General features: G+C 41.1%; 24 protein-coding genes and 1 pseudogene. 13 read left to right on the top strand and 12 right to left on the bottom strand.

The features are described 5' to 3' along the window. Window positions 1-2: 2 nt before the first annotated feature. The 4 genes and pseudogenes from B2400_RS13480 (at window position 3) to B2400_RS13465 (ending at window position 4,417) form a co-directional block, all read left to right on the top strand. Window positions 3-425: a Fur family transcriptional regulator gene (locus B2400_RS13480; protein WP_013597180.1), complete on the top strand. Its 423-nt coding sequence runs from the start codon at window positions 3-5 to the stop codon at window positions 423-425. 47 nt (window positions 426-472) lie between these two features. After that, a complete protein-coding gene (locus B2400_RS13475; protein WP_293934198.1) occupies window positions 473-1,177 on the top strand; it encodes a transglutaminase-like domain-containing protein in 705 nt (234 codons plus the stop codon). A 22-nt stretch (window positions 1,178-1,199) separates the two neighbouring features. After that, window positions 1,200-3,254, top strand: coding sequence for a heavy metal translocating P-type ATPase (locus B2400_RS13470; RefSeq protein WP_013597178.1), 2,055 nt, complete (start codon window positions 1,200-1,202; stop codon window positions 3,252-3,254). Between the two features lie 339 nt (window positions 3,255-3,593). Then, window positions 3,594-4,417 (top strand): annotated as a pseudogene (locus B2400_RS13465) (RteC domain-containing protein). A gap of 749 nt (window positions 4,418-5,166) precedes the next feature. Here B2400_RS13465 and hisIE read toward each other — a convergent pair. Genes hisIE through B2400_RS13415 form a run of 10 tightly spaced genes read right to left on the bottom strand, consistent with a single transcriptional unit; the run spans window position 5,167 to window position 13,433 of the window. Next, window positions 5,167-5,754: a bifunctional phosphoribosyl-AMP cyclohydrolase/phosphoribosyl-ATP diphosphatase HisIE gene (gene hisIE / locus B2400_RS13460; protein ID WP_293934194.1), complete on the bottom strand. Its 588-nt coding sequence runs from the start codon at window positions 5,752-5,754 to the stop codon at window positions 5,167-5,169. Window positions 5,755-5,766: 12 nt separating this feature from the next. Continuing rightward, window positions 5,767-6,522 carry an imidazole glycerol phosphate synthase subunit HisF gene (gene hisF / locus B2400_RS13455; protein WP_293934192.1) on the bottom strand — a complete coding sequence of 252 codons (756 nt, stop codon included), beginning with the start codon at window positions 6,520-6,522 and terminating at the stop codon, window positions 5,767-5,769. A gap of 1 nt (window position 6,523) precedes the next feature. Beyond that, complete coding sequence (locus tag B2400_RS13450; RefSeq protein WP_149527219.1) at window positions 6,524-7,276, bottom strand: HisA/HisF-related TIM barrel protein; 753 nt, start codon at window positions 7,274-7,276, stop codon at window positions 6,524-6,526. 15 nt (window positions 7,277-7,291) lie between these two features. Beyond that, the gene (gene hisH / locus B2400_RS13445) at window positions 7,292-7,882 is read right to left on the bottom strand and encodes an imidazole glycerol phosphate synthase subunit HisH (RefSeq protein WP_293934188.1); all 591 of its coding nucleotides are present in this window, start codon (window positions 7,880-7,882) and stop codon (window positions 7,292-7,294) included. Window positions 7,883-7,915: 33 nt separating this feature from the next. Further along, on the bottom strand, window positions 7,916-9,055 hold the full coding sequence (hisB, locus tag B2400_RS13440; RefSeq protein WP_293934185.1) for a bifunctional histidinol-phosphatase/imidazoleglycerol-phosphate dehydratase HisB: 1,140 nt from the start codon (window positions 9,053-9,055) through the stop codon (window positions 7,916-7,918). Between the two features lie 2 nt (window positions 9,056-9,057). Continuing rightward, complete coding sequence (gene hisC, locus B2400_RS13435; RefSeq protein ID WP_293934182.1) at window positions 9,058-10,113, bottom strand: histidinol-phosphate transaminase; 1,056 nt, start codon at window positions 10,111-10,113, stop codon at window positions 9,058-9,060. 55 nt (window positions 10,114-10,168) lie between these two features. Next, window positions 10,169-11,080 (bottom strand): ribonuclease Z, encoded by a 912-nt coding sequence (locus B2400_RS13430; protein ID WP_149527770.1) that lies wholly within the window; start codon window positions 11,078-11,080, stop codon window positions 10,169-10,171. Window positions 11,081-11,084: 4 nt separating this feature from the next. Then, window positions 11,085-11,462: an STAS domain-containing protein gene (locus B2400_RS13425; RefSeq protein ID WP_260043181.1), complete on the bottom strand. Its 378-nt coding sequence runs from the start codon at window positions 11,460-11,462 to the stop codon at window positions 11,085-11,087. 12 nt (window positions 11,463-11,474) lie between these two features. Further along, on the bottom strand, window positions 11,475-12,425 hold the full coding sequence (locus tag B2400_RS13420) for a phosphoribosylaminoimidazolesuccinocarboxamide synthase (RefSeq protein ID WP_293934177.1): 951 nt from the start codon (window positions 12,423-12,425) through the stop codon (window positions 11,475-11,477). Window positions 12,426-12,458: 33 nt separating this feature from the next. Beyond that, entirely contained in the window at window positions 12,459-13,433 is a 975-nt protein-coding gene (locus B2400_RS13415; protein ID WP_149527225.1) for a PhoH family protein, read from the bottom strand. 257 nt (window positions 13,434-13,690) lie between these two features. On the opposite strand from B2400_RS13415, the gene B2400_RS13410 reads away from it, so the two are divergent. Then, window positions 13,691-14,479, top strand: coding sequence for an SAM hydrolase/SAM-dependent halogenase family protein (locus B2400_RS13410; protein WP_149527226.1), 789 nt, complete (start codon window positions 13,691-13,693; stop codon window positions 14,477-14,479). A gap of 24 nt (window positions 14,480-14,503) precedes the next feature. Here the strand turns inward: B2400_RS13410 and B2400_RS13405 are convergent, their stop codons facing one another. After that, window positions 14,504-15,109 (bottom strand): hypothetical protein, encoded by a 606-nt coding sequence (locus B2400_RS13405; protein WP_293934175.1) that lies wholly within the window; start codon window positions 15,107-15,109, stop codon window positions 14,504-14,506. 2 nt (window positions 15,110-15,111) lie between these two features. Continuing rightward, the gene (locus tag B2400_RS13400) at window positions 15,112-16,359 is read right to left on the bottom strand and encodes an LVIVD repeat-containing protein (RefSeq protein ID WP_293934172.1); all 1,248 of its coding nucleotides are present in this window, start codon (window positions 16,357-16,359) and stop codon (window positions 15,112-15,114) included. Window positions 16,360-16,707: 348 nt separating this feature from the next. On the opposite strand from B2400_RS13400, the gene B2400_RS13395 reads away from it, so the two are divergent. From B2400_RS13395 to B2400_RS13360, 8 genes are all read left to right on the top strand, one after another. Continuing rightward, window positions 16,708-17,268, top strand: a complete 561-nt coding sequence (locus B2400_RS13395; RefSeq protein WP_149527229.1) for a hypothetical protein — start codon at window positions 16,708-16,710, stop codon at window positions 17,266-17,268. 58 nt (window positions 17,269-17,326) lie between these two features. After that, on the top strand, window positions 17,327-19,162 hold the full coding sequence (locus tag B2400_RS13390; protein ID WP_260043188.1) for an ABC transporter ATP-binding protein: 1,836 nt from the start codon (window positions 17,327-17,329) through the stop codon (window positions 19,160-19,162). Window positions 19,163-19,263: 101 nt separating this feature from the next. Continuing rightward, window positions 19,264-19,641 (top strand): YtxH domain-containing protein, encoded by a 378-nt coding sequence (locus B2400_RS13385; RefSeq protein ID WP_149527231.1) that lies wholly within the window; start codon window positions 19,264-19,266, stop codon window positions 19,639-19,641. Between the two features lie 53 nt (window positions 19,642-19,694). Next, window positions 19,695-20,354 carry a heme exporter protein CcmB gene (locus B2400_RS13380; protein WP_149527232.1) on the top strand — a complete coding sequence of 220 codons (660 nt, stop codon included), beginning with the start codon at window positions 19,695-19,697 and terminating at the stop codon, window positions 20,352-20,354. Window positions 20,355-20,367: 13 nt separating this feature from the next. Next, window positions 20,368-21,030 carry a cytochrome c biogenesis protein CcsA gene (ccsA, locus tag B2400_RS13375; RefSeq protein WP_293934162.1) on the top strand — a complete coding sequence of 221 codons (663 nt, stop codon included), beginning with the start codon at window positions 20,368-20,370 and terminating at the stop codon, window positions 21,028-21,030. 3 nt (window positions 21,031-21,033) lie between these two features. Further along, window positions 21,034-21,240: a CcmD family protein gene (locus B2400_RS13370; RefSeq protein WP_149527234.1), complete on the top strand. Its 207-nt coding sequence runs from the start codon at window positions 21,034-21,036 to the stop codon at window positions 21,238-21,240. An 11-nt stretch (window positions 21,241-21,251) separates the two neighbouring features. Further along, window positions 21,252-22,235, top strand: a complete 984-nt coding sequence (locus B2400_RS13365; RefSeq protein WP_149527235.1) for a DUF6427 family protein — start codon at window positions 21,252-21,254, stop codon at window positions 22,233-22,235. A gap of 165 nt (window positions 22,236-22,400) precedes the next feature. Then, on the top strand, window positions 22,401-23,747 hold the full coding sequence (locus B2400_RS13360) for a hypothetical protein (RefSeq protein WP_293934157.1): 1,347 nt from the start codon (window positions 22,401-22,403) through the stop codon (window positions 23,745-23,747). Window positions 23,748-23,750: the final 3 nt, after the last annotated feature.

Below are 23,750 nucleotides of genomic sequence, written 5' to 3'. Positions count from 1 at the left end.
TAATGAAAAAAAACATTGAACAGAAGCTGTTGTCAAAGAACACCAATCCGACAAGTATGCGGATATTGGTGTACGACTTCTTGGAGCAACAGCAGACAGCAATGTCCTTATCTGAAATTGAGAGCCATTTTTATAAAGCAGACAGGGTTACGATTTACAGGACTTTGAAAACTTTTGAAGAAAAAGGCATTGTACACAGTATTCAGGAGAACACTACGGTCAAGTATATTCTGTGCCACGATGGGTGTGATGAAAATACACACAAGGATTGGCACTTACATTTCTATTGTAAGATTTGTAAGCAGACAACCTGTAAGGAGGATTTTATAATACCGCAGAATGGAAGTCAGAATTACCGTATCGACGAACTAAAATTATTTGGTAAGGGAATTTGTGAAAACTGTTTAAAGGAGAGTTTGCAATAGCATTGCAGGCTCTCCCTGTGTAACTTTGTTATAAATATAAATGTGTTATGGACACCTATCTTAAAGAAACAAAAATCCTTGACTACTCCAATGCTTCCATACAAAAGCTATTGGAGCAGAGAGGGTGGGAAAACTTGGACACCGTTGCCAAAGTTCAAGCCATTTACAATTTTGTACGGGACGAAATAAAGTTTGGCTATAATGTTTCTGATTATATTTCCTCATCGCAGGTGCTGAATGACGGGTACGGACAATGCAACACAAAAGCCACTTTATTAATGGCTTTGTTAAGAGCAACAGATGTACCTAACCGTATTCACGGCTTTACCATTGACAAGGCATTGCAGAAAGGAGCTATTACAGGTATTTGGTACAGACTATCGCCTAAGAATATCTTGCATAGCTGGGTTGAAGTTTGGGTAAACGAGCAATGGTATTTTTTGGAGGGCGTGATTTTGGATAAACCGTACCTCACTAAATTACAGGAACAGAACAGTGATTGCAAGACCACTTTTTGCGGTTTCGGGGTTTATACCGATAATTTTGAGAACCCGCCGATTGAATGGAACCTCAATAATACATTTATTCAGGATAAAGGCATCAATCGGGACTTTGGCGTTTTTGATACACCCGATGCGTTTTATGCAAAACATCAACAAGAACTGAACGCTTTCAAGAAGTTTATTTTTCAGCATATCGTGAGGCATATAATGAATAATAATGTAGAAAGAATAAGAAATAAAAAAGTGTAACGAACCTAAAAAATTAAAGGCTATGATAAATACAGACAAAAATCACAAGCATACTTACGATGCACAAGGCAAAATGACTTGTTGCACACAGGAAGAAAAAATCTACACCAAAGCAGGTGCTAAGGAATTGGTAAAAGGGCATCACAAAAATGACGGGCATAATCACGACCACAGTGATGATGACGGACACGACCATTCGCATTCAGGAGATACTGACAATGTTTTCAAGATGTTTCTTCCCGCCATTATTTCCCTTGCGCTGTTGCTTGCAGGTATTGCAATGGATAATTGGTTTCCGCAGACGTGGTTTACCGATTGGGTACGGATTATTTGGTACGTGGTGGCTTATGCTCCTGTTGGACTGCCCGTACTCAAAGAAGCCGTTGAGAGTATTCGCAAAGGCGAGATTTTCTCGGAGTTCTTTTTGATGGGCATTGCAACTATCGGGGCATTTGCCATTGGCGAATATCCCGAGGGCGTTGCGGTAATGTTGTTCTATGCCGTTGGCGAAGTTTTTCAGACAATGGCTGTTTCGAGGGCAAAATCAAACATCAAATCTTTGCTTGACCAAAGACCCGATGAAGTAACCGTTTTAAAAAACAATGAACCGCAAACCGTAAAGGCAGAAACTGTTGCCGTTGGCGAAATTATACAGCTTAAACCGGGAGAAAAATTAGGCTTAGACGGAGAACTGTTGTCCGAAACGGCATCTTTCAATACATCGGCTTTAACAGGCGAAAGCAAACCAGATACAAAAAACAAAGGCGAAACCGTTTTGGCAGGGATGATAAATCTCAACACCGTATCGCAGGTAAAAGTTACGACCGCATACACCGACAGTAAGTTGAGCAAGATTTTAGAATTGGTGCAAAACGCCACTGCACAAAAAGCACCAACGGAATTATTTATCCGGAAATTTGCAAAAATCTATACGCCTATTGTAGTGCTGTTAGCCATAGCCATTTGCCTACTGCCTTATTTCTTTGTGGAAAATTATGAGTTTAGAGATTGGCTGTACAGGGCTTTGGTATTCCTGGTTATTTCCTGCCCTTGTGCGTTGGTTATTTCCATTCCCTTAGGTTATTTCGGTGGTATTGGTGCTGCGAGCAAAAATGGAATACTGTTCAAAGGAAGTAACTTTTTAGATGCTCTTTCCGATATTCAAAACGTAGTGATGGATAAGACAGGTACAATGACAGAGGGCGTTTTTAAGGTTCAGGATATCAACTTCAATCCCGAATTTGATAAAGCTGAAATTCTGGAATTAGTCAACATTTTGGAAAGCCATAGCACACACCCCGTAGCAACCGCTATTCACGAATACGTGGGGAGACCGAATAATGAAATTCGATTGGAAAATACGGAGGAAATCGCCGGACACGGTTTGAAATCAACGGTAAACGGTAAGGATTTATTGGTCGGGAATTTCAAACTGATGGGTAAGTTCGGCATATCATACGACTTAGACCCGAACAGCATCGTTTATACAACTATTGCCGTTGCATACGACAGCAAATTTGTTGGTTACATCACGATTGCCGACAGTATCAAAGAAGATGCACAAGAAACCATAACCCTATTGCATAAGCTCAATGTTAAAGCAACGATGCTTAGCGGAGATAAAAGTACCGTTGTGAAATATGTAGCGGAGCAGTTGGGGATAGACAATGCCTTTGGAGATTTATTGCCCGAAGACAAAGTAAACAGAGTTAAAGACATCAAAGCCAAAGGCGAAAGCGTTGCTTTTGTGGGCGATGGTGTAAACGATGCTCCTGTTGTGGCATTGAGCGACGTAGGTATCGCAATGGGTGGATTAGGGAGTGATGCCACTATCGAAACCGCAGATGTGGTCATACAGGACGATAAGCCAAGTAAAATACCTATGGCAATCAACATCGGTAAACAGACAAAGAAAATCGTTTGGCAAAATATCGGTTTGGCTTTCGGTGTCAAAGCTATTGTACTCGTACTTGGAGCAGGTGGATTGGCGACAATGTGGGAAGCTGTTTTTGCGGATGTTGGCGTAGCGTTATTGGCAATTTTAAATGCGGTAAGAATACAGCGAATGAAATTTTAAACCCCTTCAATTTATGAGTTTTGAAAAGGAAAAAGAAAATACGCAAAAAGAAATATATCCCCAATCGGCATATTTCTCAATCAAGAAAGCCTGTAAAAAGGGTAGAAAGATTGCATCACCGAATACTTAATTGGACAATGCTGATTTTCCTCTCTGCCATATTGATATTCCTAATTTTTGCTGTTGTCCGTCATATTTATCATCATTATATAGGTAATTTTCAGCACCATCAACACCAACATCATCATCATCGTTGAAATGACAGATGTTTTTGATGAGGGAACAGCGCTGTTGGCAATTCACTACTCATAGTGCGCTTAAACATTTCAAAATAATCGAATGAATAAATTTTACAACGAAACATTACATAGGTTAAAAACAACAGTCAACGAATTGGAGGTTGAAGCTGATTGCTCCATACAACGGATAGAAGCTGTTATACTTCTTATTGTAGAATGCCTATCCGAATTAAAGGAATATGTGCTAAAAACAGGGTTCAGCGATGAAGACGAAGAAATCCGTTTTTTCAAACATCAGAAACCTACCATCGTTGCAAAGCTCATTTATTACAATGCTGTGTATAAGATTGAAGCCAAAAGACCTTATGGCGGAAAAGAAGTTTTGGAAGAATATTTCAATAAAGAATTATCAAAGCTCAAAAGGTTTTTTGATAACAATATGGCGTTTTACAGCTATTACAGAACCGACAGCACTTATCTTGACCACACCTATTTTGTTCGTGGCAAGCACAATGTTCAATTGAGTTTGGACACATTCTATTTTTTGAAACCGACCACAGTTTTTCCACTTCCCACGATTACAAAGTAGCAAAGATTATTGCCAATGATTTGATACAGGACTACCTCGAAGACCAACTATCAAAAACAGCCACAAGCGACAAACCGACAACCCTGCATTGGACAGGTAGCAAGACCGCTTTAACCGAATTGATTTATGCACTACATTCACAAGGCATATTCAATAACGCCAATGCAGATATTAAACCTATCGTCAAAGTCTTTGAAAGCACTTTTAATGTTGATTTGGGAGATTTCTATCACACGTTTTTAGAACTCAAATCCCGAAAAATGAACAGAACTAAATTCCTTGACAGCCTTAAAGAAAGCCTTATCAAAAAAATGGACGAGCAGGACGGTAGGTAGGGTTTGCTATATCTGTACAGCGTAAAAAGGGTTTAATAAAAGCCCTTTTTTCTTGTCCTGTTTTACCAAGTGTAATAATCGGATATTAAAATCCTTTGTATGGTTTTGAGAATAATAAATTTTGTATATTTGCTGTGAGCTAACGGAAACGTGTTGAAAAGCAAAGCAATAAGCACCGTTACCAAATCGTTACTTGACTATCTTTGATAACCCACATAAGAGCCTTGTATTCAACCGAAAAGGCTTTTTCCTGAAAACTTTAAAATAAAAAAAAGCCCTGAAAATGGGCTTTTTTTTATTTAGATATAAGATATTAGATTTTAGACATTAGACTGACTTTGAACCGGGAAATAGTAGTTAGTAGTTAGTAGTTAGTATTAAGACCTATGGCGGCCAATATGAACCCCTTTTGTACCGCATACTATACTTCCTGTCAATCCTTGCATCCTTCCTTTCCTGGTTCAAAGACAATACTCCTGTCAATCCTTGCATCCTTCCTTTCTTGGTTCAAAGACAATACTCCTGCCCATCCTTGAATCCTTCCTTTCCTGGTTCAAAGACAATACTCCTGTCCATCCTTGCATCCTTCCTTTCCTGGTTCAAAGACAATACTCCTGTCAATCTTTGCATCCTTCCTTTCCTGGTTCAAAACAACCTCTAATCCAAAAGTTCAAAAACCCTTCAAACAACAAAAAAAAAGGAGCCTAATCGGCTCCATACTCTAATATCTTACATCTAACATCTAATATCTACTGATGTCTTCCCTCTAAATTCTTGGCGATATCTTTCAAACTGAGTCCTTTTTCACGCAATAGCACGATCAAGTGGAATAGTAAATCGGAAGATTCATTGATAAAGTCGTGCTCGGTTTCATTCAGAGCGGCAATCACCGTCTCTACGGCTTCTTCTCCGACCTTCTGAGCGATCTTATTAATTCCTTTACTACGAAGTCTGTTTACATAAGACTCTTCCGTAGGGAAGTCGAAACGGCTCTTTACGATAGCTTCTAGCTTAAGAAGGAAGTTCTGATTGTATTCTGTATTGAAGCAGCTTCTGCTTCCGGTATGACAAGTAGGTCCTGCAGGATGGACTTTAATCAGTAAGGTATCATTATCACAATCGATATGCGAGCTTACCACTTCTAAAAAGTTTCCACTCTCTTCACCTTTTGTCCATAGCCTATTCTTACTTCTCGAATAAAAGGTTACTTTGTTTTCTGCCTGGGTCTTATTCCAAGCTTCTTCATTCATGTAACCCAACATCAACACTTCGAGTGTTTGATCATCTTGAATTACAACAGGCACTAAACCGTCGCCTTTATTAAAATCTATTGTCATCCTACAAATAGCTTATAGTCTCACAGGGATTTGATTTTCCTGTAGGGTTTGTTTCAATTCTGGAATTAGTATTTCGCCGTAGTGGAATACAGAAGCTGCTAGTGCAGCATCCACTTGCGCCTTTTCAAATACATCAACAAAATGCTGTTGATTCCCTGCACCTCCAGAAGCGATCAAAGGAATACGTATTTGTTTATTTATTTTATCAAGTAAATGGATATCAAAACCATTCTTGGTGCCGTCATGATCCATAGAGGTCAACAAGATCTCCCCGGCACCTCTGCTTTCAGCTTCCTTGATCCAGTCTTCGGTTTCAATCTCTGTGATATCTCTACCCCCTCGTAAATGCACATAATTCCTATCGTTTACAAAGCGTGTATCCACCGCAACGACAACGAACTGTACGCCAAAGGTAGCCGCCAACTCATCGATGAGTTTCGGATTTCTGACCGCAGCTGAGTTAATCGAGATTTTATCCGCCCCTGCGTTCAATAATATATCCGCATCTTTGAGCTCATTGATACCTCCGCCAATCGTAAATGGAATGTTGATCTGCGAAGCAACGGCCCTTACCAAATCAACGGTGGTCTTACGGCGCTCATGCGTTGCTGTGATATCCAGAAACACCAACTCGTCCGCTCCTTGTTGCGAATATTGCCAAGCAAGCTCCACGGGGTCACCTGCATCGCGAAGATCAACAAAGTTGACTCCCTTTACGGTGCGACCATCCTTTACATCTAAACAGGGAATTATACGCTTTGCAAGCATTCTAGAATCTAATTAACGCCTTTAAGTTCCAATCTTTAATCTCTTCAATCGTAATGCGTTCTTCGTAGATCGCTTTACCTACAACCACAGACTCCATTCTTCCCAAAGCATTTAGTGCTTCAATATCCGCCATGGAACTGATACCTCCTGACCCAATCAATTTAATAATAGGTGAGTGATCCAATAGCTTTTGATATAATTCAACACCAGCGCCACCAAGTTTTCCGTCTTTTGAGATATCCGTACATAGGAAACGGTAGAAACCTAGGCTTAAACATTTATCGATATATTCTACCAATTTGATTGGCGAGCTTTCTAACCAGCCGGAGTATTTGATGACCTCATCCAACACGTCGATTGCAATCACGATATGATCAGCGTATTTAACGCGGCCTTCGTTTAATTTGCTTAGCTCTTCAAGGAAAGTCGGATTAGTGATCGCCTGTGTGCCAACGATTACGCGGTAAACACCTGCATCCACCAACTCTTTTACCTTCTCGATGCTACGAACACCACCACCATATTGTACTTTCATCTCCGTTCTACGGATAATATCGAACAAATAAGCTTGATTGCTGAAGTCGCCTTTCGCGCCATTCAGGTCGATAATATGAACAATCTCGGTACCATTCGCGTGGTATTTCTCGATTTGTTCTTCTAATGAAATAGGGTATGTCGTTACGTCGTCGTAGTTTCCTTCTCTTAAGCGGACAACCTTTTTGTCCAACACATCAATTGCAGGTATTATATACATATTCGTTAATTTCGGTTAAAACTTAGCAAAGTTAAGCAAAAGTTGCTCTCCTGCAGTTCCTGATTTTTCGGGGTGAAATTGTACCGCCCAGAAATTATCCTTGGAAATTGCTGCAGAAAATGGTAATCCATAATCACATCGAGCTATGGTATAGGTTGCATCATACTCAATGAAGTAAGAGTGCACAAAATAAAAATAGGAATTATTCGGAATGTCTTGAAAAAGAGGACAGGTATTTTCAAATACGATGCTGTTCCAGCCCATATGCGGAACTTTTTGTTGAATCCTTTCGTCAAAATGTAACGTCTTTAGTGGGATAATACCCACTAAATCAGAGTTCCCCTCTTCTGAAAAGTCAGTTAGCAATTGCATCCCTACACAAATGCCCAGTACAGGCTTCTTCAATTGTCGGATGGGCTCAACCATCCCCCGCGCTTCGAGCTTTGCCATAGCTGCTCCAGCGTGACCTACGCCGGGAATGATAATCTTATCATACTGCTCCAGTTCCTCCGGAGTATTCACCATCCCGTACGCTATATTCAGACGCTTTAAAGCTGCAGTAATAGAAAAAATATTTCCCGCTTCGTAATTTACAATCCCAATCATACGCTCTCCTCTAGCCTTATCGGCTCAAAAATCTTATAATACGCCTTTCGTACTCGGTAGCTGCATATTCTCAGCATCGCGACGAACGGCTTTTTTAATTGTCTTAGCAAGGGCTTTAAAAATCGCCTCAATCTTGTGGTGCTCATTATCACCTGTCGCCTGAATGTTCAAATTCGACTTTGAAGCATCAGAGAACGACTTAAAGAAATGGAAGAACATCTCTGTCGGCATATCCCCGATTTTCTCACGCTTGAACTCCGCATCCCATACGATCCAGTTACGACCACCGAAGTCCAAGGCAACTTGTGCCAAGCAATCATCCATCGGTAAAGTATAAGCATAGCGTTCAATACCGCGCTTATCGCCTAATACTTTCAAGAAGATCTCGCCAAGTGCAATTCCTGTATCCTCTATGGTATGGTGTTCATCGATATGCAGATCGCCTTTTGCCTTGATCGTCAAATCAAGCGCCCCGTGACGTGCTAGTTGATCTAACATATGATCAAAGAATGGCAAGCCGGTCTCAATATCCGATTTCCCGGAACCATCTAAATTCACTTTGATGTAAATATCAGTCTCATTGGTTTTGCGATGATGCTCCGCAACGCGGGTCCCTAATTTCAGAAATTCGTAGATAGACTTCCAGTCCTTCGTTTCCAGCGCGATAGCATCATTCTCAAAAATATGGTTCTCTAGTTTTCCCAACTCATCATTATTACGAAGCCAGATTGCTTTAGCACCAAGGTTCTGCGCTAATTTCACATCATTGACACGGTCGCCGATAACAAATGAGTTTTTTAGATCATATGCTGTCTCATCGAAATACTCAGTCAACATCCCGATTCCAGGTTTTCTCGTTGCTGCATTCTCATGAGGAAAAGTCTTATCGATATGCTCCTTCACGAATTCAACGCCCTCACCTTTAAAAGTCTCGATCACAAAGGAATGCACAGGCAGGAAGTTAGCTTCCGGATGCGAATCCGTCCCTAAGCCGTCTTGATTAGAAACCAATATCAGTTCAAAATCAAGTTCTTTAGCAATGCGAGGTAAATATTGAAGTGCGCCGGGATAGAACTTCAGTTTCTGAAAAGAGTCGATTTGCTCGTCTTCAGGTTCCAGAATCAATGTTCCATCTCTATCGATAAAAAGAACACGCTTTAGTTGATCAGCCATTATTATTTATTGTAAAAGGTTTGGATTGCTTCTAATAAACGTTCATTTTCCAGTTTTGTACCCACTGTCACGCGAAGACATCCTTCACATAACTCCACTTTTGAACGATCGCGAACGATGATGCCCTGCTCTACCAAGTTACTGTATAAAGCGCGAGGCTCTGCGAGTTTCACCAAAACAAAGTTAGCATCGGAAGGCGTAATATGTTCAACTTGTTCCAATGCCGCCAGTTTAGACACCAAGATCTCACGTTCGGCAACCGTTGCCTTTATCCATTCGTTGATGATATCTACCCCTTCCAAGGCCTCCAAGACTAAATCTTGCGTCGCTTGATTAATATTGTATGGTGGTTTAATTTTATTGAAAACTTCGATAATCTCCTTGCTGGTAAAAGCTAAACCCAAACGTAATGCCGCCAATCCCCAAGCCTTCGAGAGCGTTTGCAAGATGACTAAGTTTGGAAATTCGGGTAGAGCTTGTGTAAACGACTTTTGTTTAGAATAATTGATGTAGGCCTCATCGACCACCACGATGCCTGTAAAATTCACAAGAATCGTTTCGATATCTTTCGCGTTTATACTGTTCCCGGTCGGATTATTTGGCGAGCAGATAAAGATCAGCTTCGTATGCGGATCGATTGCTTCTGCAATACCGTCCAAATCCAACTGATAATCTGTCGTTAGGTTTACTTTTCTAACTTCCACATCATTGATGTTGGCCGAAACCTCATACATACCGTAGGTTGGTGGTACCAAGATCACATTATCCAACTTTGGCGTACAGAAGGCACGATAAAGAATATCGATTGCTTCATCGGAGCCATTTCCAAGAAACATATTCTCGGTCGGAACGCCTTTTATCTTAGAAAGTTTATGTTTGAGTTGATGTTGTAAAGGGTCAGGGTAGCGGTTGTAATCATGAGGTAGTGGCGATCCAAAAGCGTTTTCATTTGCATCAAGCCAAACCGAGGCTTCACCTTTAAACTCATCTCTAGCAGATGAATAGGGAACCAATTTTCTGATATTGTCCCTAAGCAGTGCGTTTAAGTTGAACGACATGTTAATGTTTATAAAAAATTAGAGCTGTAAATATGAGGAAAAATTAATTAAATCACTAGACTAAAAACCATTTACCTTCGGCAGAAAGCTCCGTCGCCGGGAAAACCGATTGCGCCTCTTCCAACAGTGGCGTCAATGTTTTATATCTTGCGGAGTAATGGCCAAGCAGCAGTTTCTTCGCTTCCACCTCATTAGCGATCTCCGCTGCTTCCAAGCTCGTGGTATGGAAGGTCTCCTTCGCCCGATCGACCATCTCATGCAAGAAAGTCGATTCATGGTATAACAGGTCCACGCCATGTATAGACTTCAGGTAGATGGGATGTCGAATGGTATCCGAGCAGAAAGCATAGCTGCGCGATGCCGGTGCCGGAAATGTGAGTTCAGATGCCGGATAAACCTTGCCCTGCGGATCCACATAATCAATTCCACGCTTTAATGCAGAATAATAAGGTGCGGGGATGCCTAAATCTTCCACCAAATCGGCGCGAAGAATAGCATTGCGCTTGCCTTCTGTAAATCGAAAACCAGTGCATGGAATTCGATGTACCAACGGAAAAGAGGTAATCGATAGCATTCTCGACTCATAGATTACCTCTTCTTGTTCCGGATTGGTGGTATGAAAAATAATATTGTAACGAATAACCGTCTCCGAATACTTGAAATGCAGATTTAAAATCTCCTCCAAGGGCGCTGGCCCATAGATATGCAAGTCAGATTTCCGGCCTACCAAGTGCATAGAGGACAATAACCCCACTAAGCCCAGGTAATGGTCACCATGTAAATGGCTGATAAAAATATGATTGATACGATTGCTTTTAATACCATAGCGTGTCAGCTGCATCTGCGTGCCTTCACCACAATCAATTAAAAACAGCTGCTCGTTGTAGTTAATGACTTGCGAGGTCGGATGACGCTCATAAATTGGCGTTGCTGAGCTATTACCAAGTATTAAAACCTCAAAGCGGATCATCTTAATTCTGCTCCTGCTTGAGGTCTAGGCGAATCTCATTTCCAAAGATCAAATCCTTCGCCTTTTCCACATTCGTCGTAATGATAAAATACTTATCTAATCCAAGTGATTTGATAAAGTCTTTTACACCATCATTCAAGTTGGTCAAGATAAAAAGACCGCCAAGTGATTTACACAGTCTGCGTGCTAGCAGGCCCGTGCGGATACCCGCTTCATCAGTCTCTTTTACCTGATTCATGTCTAAAACAATGTTACGCTGTCCACCAGTGTTGCGAAGCATAAACTCCCCTTTTAAACTTGCGGCAGCATTCCCATCCAATTTTTCTTGAAGAGGTTCAATCACCACATATCGCTCATGCTTATCTACCGTAAATTTCATAATTCTAAAATGTTAGTATGTTAAGGTCTTCAGAGCCGCATCAACATTGCGTTGTACGCGATCTAAAACATCTCCTTGTCCCGGATACACAAACTTCTCGCCTGTGATGTGCTCAAAAAGTTCAATATAGCGTTCTGAAATCGAATTTACAATATCATCCGTCATTTCAGGCACATTTTGACCCTCTTTACCTTGGAAACCATTCTCGATTAACCATTGGCGAACAAACTCTTTCGATAGTTGCTTCTGCGCTTCAGCTTTTTCCTGACGCTCCTCATACCCTTCGGCATAGAAGTAACGTGATGAATCCGGCGTATGGATTTCGTCTATCAAATAGATCTCACCATCATGCTTACCAAACTCATACTTCGTGTCCACTAAGATCAATCCACGCTCTTTAGCAATTTCAGTTCCGCGTTGGAATAATGCTCGCGCATATTTTTCCAATTGTGTATAATCTGCTTCCGATACAATCCCCTGAGCGATAATCTCTTCTCTGGAAATATCCATATCATGACCAACTGCAGCTTTGGTAGTCGGGGTAATAATCGGCTCGGGCAATTTATCGTTCTCGCGCAATCCCTCCGGTAACTTCACGCCACAAAGCTCACGCCCGCCATCGCGATAAGTTCTCCAAAGATGCCCCGAAACATAACCACGGATTACCATCTCTACTTTGAAAGGCTCGCATCGCTTCCCAATCGTCACATTTTCATCCGGCACCGAAACGACCCAGTTCGGCAAAATATCAGAAGTCGCTTGTAAAAACTTCGACGCAATCTGGTTCAAGACCTGTCCTTTGTAAGGAATTGCTCTCGGAAGGACCACATCAAATGCCGAAATCCTATCCGATGCAACCATTACCAAATAGTTATCGGCGATACTGTACACATCTCTTACCTTACCTCTATAAAAGGCTGTTTGCTTGTCAAAGTTGAAATTTGTTTCTTTTATTGTATTCATATCAAATGCGTTCTTCACGCGCTAATCTTCAAATTAAATATCTCCGTATGCTTCCAGAATACGTTTCACCAATTTATGGCGAACCACATCCGAACCGCTTAGGTAAATAATATCGATGCCCTCTATACTATCCAAAATCTTTACCGCGTTGACCAATCCCGACTGGTTCTTTTTCGGTAGATCGACCTGCGTCATATCACCCGTTACGATAAATTTTGCGGTTGGCCCCATACGTGTCAAGAACATCTTGAGCTGCATTTCTGTCGCATTCTGTGCCTCATCGAGGATCACGAAACAGTTGTCCAAGGTTCGTCCGCGCATAAATGCCAAAGGAGCGATTTCGATCGTTCTGTTCTCCAGGTAGCCTTTCAATTTCTCCGCCGGAATCATATCATCCAAAGCGTCGTACAAAGGTCGTAAATAAGGATCGACTTTTTCCTTTAAATCACCAGGTAAAAATCCGAGGTTCTCCCCCGCTTCCACCGCCGGACGTGTCAGAATAATACGCTTGATCTCCTTATTGCGAAGTGCTCGAACCGCCAAAGCTACTGCGGTATAGGTTTTACCCGTACCAGCGGGACCAATAGCAAACAAGATATCGTTCTTGTTGATGCTATCCACCATCCTGCGTTGGTTTGGTGTTCGCGCTCGAACGATCAGACCATTCGGACCATAAACGATAGGCTCTCCTTTAAATGCTCCCGATGAAGCCTCGCCTTCCTCTTTCGTTGCAATCACCGACGTACTAGGCGTAGCAACGCTGCCTAAAAGCCCCTCTAATTCTAATAAGGAAAGTGATTGAAATTGATTGACATGGGCGTGGATCGATTCGAATATTTTTTGGAATTTATTCCTTTCATTTTCTTCGCCTAGTACTTTTAAGCTATCTCCACGTGCCACGAGACGCAACTTTGGAAATGTTTTTTTGATGAACTCAAAATTCTCATTTTGTGCTCCCCACAGTGTCGCTAAATTAACACCATCTAAGTTAATTTCTAATTCGCTCAAATTTTATCGCTATTAATGTTCTAGAATAAATATGTCTACCAATGTTAGTATCTACATTAAAGATACCAATTATTCAAATTTCTCAAGCAAACTATTCGATTATTGACTCAAAAATACAAACTAATTGTGCAGAATTAAAAGCATTTGCAGCGATAAATTCAATTAGGATTTAGCAATCAGTTTACTTTTCCTACTTTTGTATTTTATAAATAAAATAAAACTTAGTACATTTCTCTTCAGAGGGTCTGAAAAAACAAATGGGAGTAATTACGTTAACCACAGATTTAGGACATCGCGATTTTTACCAAGCTGCGCTAAAGGGCAGTATTATATCGCAATTGCCGGATGTGCGGATTGTCGATATCTCTCATGATATTCCTTCATTCAGCATACAGCACGCCGCTTTTGTTATCAATAATGCTTATCCTTATTTCCCTAAAAGGACCGTCCACCTTATCGGTGTCGACACTGTTTTCCAGGAAGGGGCACGCTATTTAGCAATGGCCTACAAAGGACAGTTTTTCGTAGGTGCAGACAATGGTATTCTAAGTATTATTCTTGGGGAAGATCGTGCTGATGAAATGGTGGAAATCAATATCATGCAGGACCTGCGTTATCTACACTTCCCATTAGCGGATATCATGACGAAAGCTGCATGTCATATTGCCAATGGCGGCAGACTCTCGGGCATCGGTATGCCGATCAATAATGCGATGCAGAAAGTAACCTTCCAACCGGTCTACAACCAAAACAGCATCAAGGGTCATGTCAGTTATATCGATTCCTTTGGCAATGTAATCAGCAATATCAGTAAAGAGCTGTTCAATAAGGTGCAGGAAGGTCGCGAGTTTATCTTGCGTTTCAAACGGAATGAAACGATCTCTAAGATGAGCTGGCATTATAACGAAGTTTCCGAAGGGGAAAAGCTCTGTCTTTTTGGAATATCCAACTTCTTGGAGATCGCTATCAATAAGGGACATGCAGCACAACTATTAGGTCTGCATCAAGATGAGACGATCTTAATCGAGTTTCTCGATAAACGTTAACCTAGCCTAAAAAATCCAGTTGCGTTAAAATCCAAATCCCAAACGCAGCACAATACGCTGCATATCAACACTTGTTTTCCCGGAGATTGTCTGATTAGGAATATAACCCGGGATTACATCGAAATTGATCGTTTCCCCTTTGTTGTCTGCTGCTTTCAATTTGATAGACTGAAATTGATACCCTACACCCACCTGTAACCAGCTTCTTTTTTCACCCAGTTTCCAGCGCCAACCCAGCATAGGATTTACTTTGATACCACCACTACTAATTTCATTGGACGACTCATCGTCTTTTGAAAAAGCTAATCCATAGCCCAGATCCCCAGCCACGACAAAAGAACTCCGTTCCTCGGGCTTTGATAAATAACGGACGCCTCCGGTTAGTGGCACAATCCAAACTTTATGTTCCATCCTGTCATAAAGATAATGCTCTACCCCCGTACCCAGCAACAATGAGACCTTCGGATTGAGAGCCACTCCGTGATTGGTTAATGCAGAAAAACCGCTCTGTCCTATGGAGGTCGCATAAGTCAATAGTCCTACTTCATGGTGATTGGTATAGCGTAGCTGTCCATAGGAGAAGCTGATTTGCGTTAATAAAAAGCAAATAAGGAAAGTTGCCTTCTTCATAATTAGTTGAGATTTGATCTGTTAATGCTGCTTAATTGCTTTAATTTCTTCGGATCGCTGTAGTCAAATTGTTCGACACCATCACTATGGACAACGATCAAGGATTTCGGCCCTGGGATAATGTCATAGGCTTGGCCAAGCTTCAGATGCTCGAGCTGTCTTTCACCAATCTTCATCACATCACCAGCCTCAAAACTCTTTAATCCGTCCCAACCATCGCAGATATAAAGGTATTTCCCGACTAACGCCAAACCATGCGGATTGGTCATGCGATGCACGCTTACAAACTGCGGCTTCTTCGGGTCTTTGATATCGATAACTTCCAATTGATTACTAGATCCTACACATGTAGATCCTGTCCGCAGTGTGACATAAGCATAATTATCGTCCACCACGACCGGGTCGCAGGCGCGCACATGGCCGTACGTCGATAATTTTTCGGGTTGTGACGGATTGCTGATATCAAAAATAACCATCCCTGTGGTCGACCCCACGAACAGTTTGTCTTTATAAGGGAAGAGTGTTTCCACGCCGGGAAATAGTTCAATGTCCTTGAGGTATCGTGGTTTGGATGCATTGCTAATATCCATCAGATGCAGGTTCTTCACGTCCAATAAATACAAATGGTCCTTAGCAATGGTAAATCTAGCCATAGAACCGCCCGTACCCGAACCACTTTCCGAAGATGAATAATGAAGCATTACTTCTTTCTGTTCTGGATAGTAGGTCCTTATATATTCTTCCGTCACTAGGCTATCTTTGTAATCAACGATTATCTTCACTTCGTCTGAATTCACATTACTGGAAACAATGCCAACTGCAAAAGAAGAAAGTGAGAAACGATCACGCTGACGATCGATCAGTTTCGGCTTGCTCGGATCCTTAATATCAAAGGACAACAAGTCAAAATAATTATCTGCATAGAGCACGTCATCTTTCACCGCAATATCCATATTCCCCAATACAGGCAATAAACCAATAGCTACAGGCTTACTAGGATTCGCATTATTGTAGATATGAATACCTTTTTGCCATTCCATGATGAAAAGGAAGTCTTTATCGCTATAAATCTTACCTGTCCTATCAAGTTCAATAGGTTCTTGAATTTCAATATTCATTTTGCGTTGCTGGCCTAACGTACTATAGATTGGAATTTTTCGGAGATACTCGCCCTCCGTTTTGATTTTATCGCAACTCAAGCAGAGCAGAGTACTGAGCATAAAAAGCCCTAAGGTCTTTAGATTTCTCATAACCACAAGATTAATTAATTGATTTGTTAAAGAAACAACGAAACAAAAAAAGAATACACTACAGTTAACACCAACAATTACCGAAAATAGAGAGTATACATAGATCTACCTGATACGCGAGAAGACATTTCTTTTACACAAAACCCTTTCAAACCCAATACAAAACCAATGCTCAGCCCAATCATAACCGCTCGGAAAGGGCTTTGATTTGGGTTTGAAAAAGCTATGATTGAAATATATTTAAACAAAGAGAAAAAGAAGGTCTATCTTCTTTGATATGGATAGGAAAATAGCTTACTTTATACCAAAAGGCTCTAATCGGCGTTTTAACTCATTAAACTAAGCTTCATGAAATTAACACACATATTTATTTACGTTCTAGCCTACCTATTTACCTGTTCATTTAGTTTTGCCGCACAAGACTCAACGCTTCAAAAAGCAGACTCCCTGTCCTACGAGTCCCAGCGACAACGGGTCAACAAGCTGTTGGATGAGCGTACAGCGAAGTTTGGCGAATATTCCGCCTCTCTGGAGAAAAAAACAGGCGTTTTTGGCTTGTTCAAAACGAAGGGCGATATGCAGAAATCTATTGATATCCTTCGTGCTTTGGTATTGAACGACAATAATATCTTTATCGAGACGCGAAAGTTGCTGGATTTAAAAGATGCGCAGGCAGAGCGTTATCAGCAATTGGCTTCCCAATATGACAATCAAGTTTCGGCCTATATGAAGACAATCACGAAACTTCAAGATGAGAATGAGAAGCTTCGGGAAGAATTGAATAGTGAGCAAAAAAGTGATACAAGCAATACTACCCTACTATATTTCGCCATTCTGGCGGTTGTCGTCCTAAGTATTTTATTATTTTCACAGTATAAAAAGGGAAAAGGCGAAAAATTGACGGAATAGTGATAAGAAGACCTATTTATATAAGTACTTTTGCCACTATAGTAATTTTTAAATATTCATGGCCAGACCGAGATTGAATAGTGGAGACTCGCGTTCGGAGGATTTACCCAAGCCGAAGCTAAGTAAAGAAATTCTCAAAAAAGCGATCAAGATTTTTTCTTATATAAAGCCTTTCAAATGGAAGTTTTTGATAGGTATGGTATTTTTGATTCTCTCGAGTTTGACCATGCTTACTTTCCCGGCTTTGTTGGGAGCCATGATTGATGCGGCTCAGGGCAGACAAACCTATCCTTGGTTGCCGGCAAGTGTGATGTACATTGGGTCCGTTGCGATGGGAATCCTTGCTTTTCAATCCCTTATGTCCTTCTTCCGTATCCGTTTATTCGTTGAGATCGCAGAAAAAGCATTAGCCAATATCCGGAAGGATACCTACCATAAACTAATAACACTTCCGATTGACTTCTTTGCCAACCGACGTGTTGGGGAATTAAACAGTCGTCTGTCGTCTGATCTTTCACAGATACAAGACACGATGACCACTACCTTGGCGGAAATCCTTCGTCAAACAATCAGTTTAGGTTTTGGTGTGGTGCTTTTGGTTTTAGTATCTCCGAAACTCGCATTAATGAACCTCAGCATATTGCCTATCATTATTGTGGCTGCGCTGATCTTCGGACGATTTATCCGTAAGCTGTCGAAAGAATCGCAGGATGAGCTAGCGGATTCAAATGCCATCGTGCAAGAAACGCTTCTGGGCATATCCAATGTTAAAGCTTTTGTCAACGAATATTTTGAATCACAGCGCTATGGGCACAAACTGAACAAAGCTGTTGGATTAGCGATTCGCGGCGCCACATTCCGTGGTCTCTTTGCCTCGTTCATCATCTTCTGTATTTTCGGCGCCGTCATCCTGGTTATCTGGTATGGGGCTTCCTTAGTTTCTTCTCAAGAGATATCCGTTGGTGATCTAACGACCTATATTCTTTATTCCATGTTTGTTGCCGGTTCTATGGGGTCATTTCCTGAACTATATGCGAGCATACAGCGATCATTGGGAGCTAGCGAACGTGTACTAGAAATCCTAAACGAAAAGCAAGAGGACATACAGGTAGACGAGAGCGATAAAGATATCAAACAGGTGATTACGGGCGACATTGTTTTCGATCAAGTAAGTTTCGCATACCCTACTCGTCCGGATATTGAGATATTAAAAGATATATCATTCCACGTGAAATCGGGCAAGAAGTTGGCGATTGTTGGACCTAGTGGTACCGGAAAATCGACCATTGCCTCTTTAATCTTACAATTCTATCAACCGAAAGGCGGGACAATTTATTACGACGGTATTCCATCGAACAAGTTAGCATTGACGGATGTCCGTAATCAAGTAGCTATAGTCCCACAAGATGTACTTTTATTTGGCGGAACGATTCGCGAGAATATTAGCTATGGTAATCTACATGCGGACGGCGATGATATCATTGCTGCAGCACAGCGCGCCAACGCGCATCAGTTTATCATGGACTTTCCGGAGGGTTATGATACTGTTGTCGGAGAACGCGGCGTTAAACTTTCGGGCGGTCAAAGGCAACGAATCGCCATCGCCAGAGCCTTGTTAAAAGACCCTGCTATCTTGATATTAGACGAGGCTACATCATCGTTAGACTCTGAATCTGAGCGACTTGTACAACTTGCATTAGAAGAACTAATGAAAAACCGTACCTCGGTTATTATAGCACATAGACTTTCGACCATTCGCGATGCGGATATGATTATCGTTGTAGAAGACGGCATCATCTCCGACTCGGGAACACACGTCGAGTTAATGGGTAGAGGCTGTGGTCTTTATCATCATTTATACAACCTGCAATCCTTGCAATCGGTAGAAAGTTAATTTTTGTTAATTTCCAAAAAGGCTAAACATTTTGGCTTTTTGCTTGTTATGTCTATAATCGATACATTTATTTATTAAATAGGATATTAATTGATATAATCATGGAAAAAAATAGAAACGGACTAGTGGCATTTGCCCTATTAGGATTAGCAGTTGGTACTGCAGCTTACTATTTACTAGGAACAGAAGACGGCAAAAAACAATTAGATCGTGCAAACGACGGAATTAAGAGTTTAACGAAATCGATCAAAGATCTGTCGAAGAAAGAAGCTAAGCGTGCTCAGAAGTTTGCGAAATCAGCAAAAGAAGATTTAGAAGGGTTGAAAGAACGTGCTAAAGACGCAGGAAAGAGCGCTTTAGACAAAGCATCGTCGAAGGCTAATGAGTGGGCGAGCAAAGCATCAGATGCGGCGCACGGATTAGCGAATAAAGCGGAAGATGTTGCTGATAAGGCAAAATCAGATATTAGAAACGCTTAATTAAATCGGCGCACAGTCTTGCCTCAACAGATTGATTTGTATCTTTGTACACAATGAATCTGTTTACACAAGTCAAGACCTTAATATATAAAGATGTCTTATTAGAATGGCGTTCAAAATACGCAATCAATAGCATCTTACTTTATGTAGTATCCACGGTTTTTGTATGTTATCAATCATTTAAATCCGTGGATTCTCCTATTTGGAACACCCTGTTCTGGATTATTCTACTTTTTGCGGCCATCAATGCCATGAGCCGCAGTTTTCTTCAGGAAACCGGCCCTCGACAATTATACTATTATAGTATCGTCAGCCCCAAGGCTATCATACTTGCGAAGATCATCTACAATACCCTCGTGATGGTCTTACTATCCAGCATTGCTTTTATCGTTTACAATCTTATTTTTTCGAATGAGGTTGGACATTGGGGCATTTATATGTTGAGCATCTTCTTAGGTAGCATCAGTTTTGCTACAGTTTTCACGATGGTTGCCGGTATCAGCGCAAAAGCGGGCAATAACAGTACGATTATGGCGATCTTGAGTTTCCCGGTGATTATCCCCTTATTGATCGTCTTGATCAACCTTTCCCAACAGGGTGTTATCGGGGGGACGTTCGACGCCAGCTGGAAGGATATAGGGGTTCTGCTAGCAATTAATATAGTGACTATTGCCGTTTCTTTGCTGTTATTTCCTTACCTTTGGCGAGATTGATTTTTATATAGCTATGAGACAAAGTTGGTGGAAAATCCTGGCCGTTTTTATGATAGCAACCGCTATTATTGGCGGACTCTTGGGTCCTGTCCCTGTTCTCCCTATCCTTAATGAGACTATCCGAAATGTCTATTTCCACGTACCGATGTGGTTTACGATGATTTCCTTGTATCTGATATCCGTAATCTATAGTATTAAGTATTTGAACAGTGGCAAGCGTGAATACGATTTCCTTGCTGTCGAAGCGGTAAATACGGGGATTCTGTTCTGTACCTGCGGTTTATTAACGGGTATGTTATGGGCGAACATTACATGGGGAGCACCTTGGCCGAATGATCCGAAACTGAACGGTTCTGCTATTGCGACATTGATGTACCTTGCCTATTTGGTATTGCGCAATGCCCTAGAAGAAGAACAAAAGCGTGCTAAGATTTCTGCGATCTACAACATTTTTGCATTTCCAATTATGTTTGTATTGATTTATATTTTACCGAAGCTTACCGACTCCTTACACCCAGGAAGTGGCGGTAATTCCACCTTTGGCGATTTAGATATGGATAGCTATATGCGTCCGGTTTTCTATACCGCTGTAGTTGGTTGGATTCTGATAGGTGTATGGATTACCACCCTACGCTACAGAGTACGCATTATTGAAGACAAAAAGAATTCGTTTTAATACATGAAAAAGTTTATCCTATTTGTGATGGCCCTTTTTGCGGGTATTTCTTCCATTTTTGCTCAAAATAAAGTAGAAATGGCCGACACGCTTCGCTCGGAAGGGAAAATCTATGTGGTTGTGTTGGTGATGTTAGTGATTTTCGCAGCTGTTGCTGTGTACTTATTTATATTAGACCGTAAGGTCAGCAAGTTAGAAAAAGATAAGTAGGCGCACTGTCAATGCTGATCAACCAACATAGGACGCTATCGGGTCTAAATATATTTTTAGTATCCCTCGTTGGTACTGTGCTATGTTTAGGGGTTTATCTGCATTTGCCGGATCGATTAACGCCGGTTTTATTTGAGCCAGCAATTGCCAATTTGATCGGCGTGGAAGTCGGACAGAATCTCTCGCCGCAAATCAACGTGATTATCACCTTGATTCTGACCATATTGCAGGCGTTTAATCTCAATAGAGTGGTCAACCACTTTAACTTGTTGGGTAAGCCAAACTTCTTGACCGCCTTGATGTTCATGACCTTGGTGAGTCTCTTCATCCCTTTTTTGGTACTTTCACCAACCTTAATCTGTAACTTCATTACGATCTGGATGTTGTATAAGCTTTTCAACATCTATAAGCAAGGCGATGTTAAGGGTATCATGTTTGACCTCGGTCTGCTCGTTGCCCTCGGTAGTATCATTTACTTTCCGTTTATCGTGATGCTCCTTCTGATTTGGATCAGTTTGGTTATTTTCCGTCCATTTTCTTGGCGTGAGTGGATTACTCCGCTAATGGGCGTCATACTCGTATATTTTCTTCTAGCGGTCGCATATTATTGGTTGGAGCGCATGGATGAGTTCTTTCAGATCTTTATCCCTTTCACCTATCCATTTCCGACACGCTTAGGGATGGATGTTTATGATTATTTCGTACTCATCCCCATCGTTTTATCATTAATTGGCTTCTTGTTTATTCTGAAGGACAACTTTTTCAAAAGTGTTGTTCAGGTACGTAAAAGTTTCCAATTGTTGTTTTTCATGATCCTTTTAATATTTGGGTCGTTTTATTTAAACCAGGAACGCTCAGTGAATCATTTTTTGCTTTGTGTTCCACCATTATCCATCTATCTAGCATACTTTTTTACACATGCGAAGACGAGATGGTTCTATGAATCACTGTATGCTGTAATCTTATTAACGATTCTTTATTTTCAGTTTTTCTAAGACACTGACGTTTAGTTGTTTAACCTTTTTTAACAACTAAAATTGACGTCATATTTAAAAAATAGATAGTTTTGTAGCGAAAATTCAAGAGAATACAGCCATTACAGAAGAATTAACCTCATCGTTTTGGTCCATTAAAAGATCGGAAATGTGTTCTTCAAATCGATGAATCAAATAAATATGTTGAAACATTTTAAGCCACTTTTTTCATATTCGCGACTACTGAGCATATTGGGCGTAAGTTCATTCCTGTTGTGTAGTTTGCAAAGTTCAGCACAGTCATCCACGTCCCATTCACCATATTCACAATTTGGTCTTGGTCAGATGCGTGAGGACCTATTACCACAAACGCGCGCTATGGGTGGTCTTTCTACCGGTGTACGTTACGTTGGAGGTCTTCCAAGCTTAAACATTGCCAATCCAGCGAGTTATTCAGCATTCACACGTACCATCTTGGACGCTGGCCTTTATGGAAATATGACGCAATTAGAAAAAAATGGCGCCAAAGATAATACGGCTGACTTTGCATTTAGCCACATTACAATCGGTATCCCTCTGGCCAAAGTTGGCGGTATATCCTTCGGTTTAATGCCATTCTCAGATGTTGGTTATAATTCATCGGCCATTCGTCAGTTCGAGAATGTAAATTACAAATCGAGCCTTGTCGGTGAGGGCGGAGTAAACAAAGCTTATTTTGGTTATGGTGTTTCTCCAATCAAAGGCTTAAGTATTGGTGCGAATGTAGGTTTCCTTTTTGGAAATTTATACGATAAGGCAATGATCGAGTTCCCATATGGGGCGGACTATTATAATACGGTCCAAACAGATACGCGTCGTATCCGCGGTGCTTCGATCGACTATGGTGCTCAATATTTCAAAGCTTTAGGCAATAAGATGAATTTCACGATTGGTTATTCGGGTTCATTGAATAATCAGATCAACAATAGAACGACTCGAATGGTGACCTTGACACAGACAGATCAAAGCTCTGACTATGGTGATCAAGTTGCTATTGATACATCGGCAAGCAATGTGATTACGGATAGAAAAATCAACTTACCGATGAAACATAACGTTGGTTTCACGCTCTCTAAAGGGGTGAACTGGATGGTTGGTGCCGACTTTAAGTATGCCGACTGGTCTGATTTCCAAACCCGTGATGGTGAGCAAAAATTAGGAAAGAACATTGGAGTTGCTGTTGGTGGTCAGTTCAAACCTGATGCGACATCTTTAAAATACTGGAACGTCATCGATTATCGCTTAGGATTCCGTTATAACAAGAGTCATATCTCGATCGACAATAATCGCTTAACAGATATGGCAGTTACTGTTGGACTTGGTTTACCATTATCGGAAACTAACTTCGGGCGTACCTTTTCGAGTGTGAATATTTCTGCCGAGTTTGGTCAGCATGGTACCCTGCAACATAACCTTATTCGCGAACGATATATCAATATTAACTTAGGATTCACGATCAACGATGCTTGGTTCCTAAGAAGAAGTTACGATTAACAT

It is taken from the genome of Sphingobacterium sp. UBA6645 (genome assembly GCF_002455685.1).
In the GTDB taxonomy this organism is placed as follows: Bacteria; Bacteroidota; Bacteroidia; order Sphingobacteriales; family Sphingobacteriaceae; genus Sphingobacterium; species Sphingobacterium hotanense.
This window is presented reverse-complemented; position numbering and strand designations above follow the sequence as displayed.